General features: G+C 63.0%; 1 protein-coding gene. It reads right to left on the reverse strand.

The window, feature by feature from the left end; all coding sequences use genetic code 11:
- The coding region (locus A5782_RS16065) for a hypothetical protein (protein ID WP_156623980.1) at positions 1-661 on the reverse strand (661 nt) is incomplete at its 3' end.
- Positions 662-713 lie beyond the last annotated feature (52 nt).

Here is a 713-nt window from a genome sequence, read left to right on the forward strand (position 1 = left end):
TGACTCGCTTGACTTCCGCCTCGTATTCCTCGGTGCTGAGGTGACGGGCGCGCCTCTTCTGACCGGCCAGATTCAGCGTCTGTTCGAGAAGCTCGATGGTGTCCACATCCTTGCGCAACAGCTCTTTTCCCTTCGGGTCGCGCGGGATGTCGCCGAGGCCCATTTCGTACGTCACCTTGAAGGTGGCCTTGAAGTCATAAAGCTTGGTTTCGGCGCTCACGGTGCCGTCGATGACCAACCGGCCGTCCTCGGTTCGCGGCACAATGTCGGCGTCGAGAGCGTCGAGGCTTCGGTCTTGCCCGCCGATGCTGATGGTCTTCGGACCCGCCAGCGCGCACGGCACATCGGGGTCGAAGTCGCTCTCGTCGAGATCGAAACTTTTCATCACGGTGTCACGGACTTGCCGCAGAATACTCCACCCGGTGACGGCCAAAGCCGCCCTCTCACGAGGGTTTTCGGCGAGGACCGACGCGGGCAGCTCCTCACCGGCCGGCAATTCGCGCAGTGTCTGCAGCTGCACCACCATGGATTCCTCGGTTGCCTCGCCGAGGTCGAAGCGCTGCACAATGGCGTCGAGTTTCTTGACGGTACTGTCGTCTTGCGCCTCGGGGTCGACGTCCACCGGCGACGGCAGTAGCGCCTGAATCCCGCCGTCTCCCATTGCCTTTAGTTGGGGGCGGACCGCATCGGCGATTTGGGCGGCAAGCGAGTCG

It is taken from the genome of Mycobacterium sp. 852002-40037_SCH5390672, from assembly GCF_001665875.1.
In the GTDB taxonomy this organism is placed as follows: Bacteria; Actinomycetota; Actinomycetes; order Mycobacteriales; family Mycobacteriaceae; genus Mycobacterium.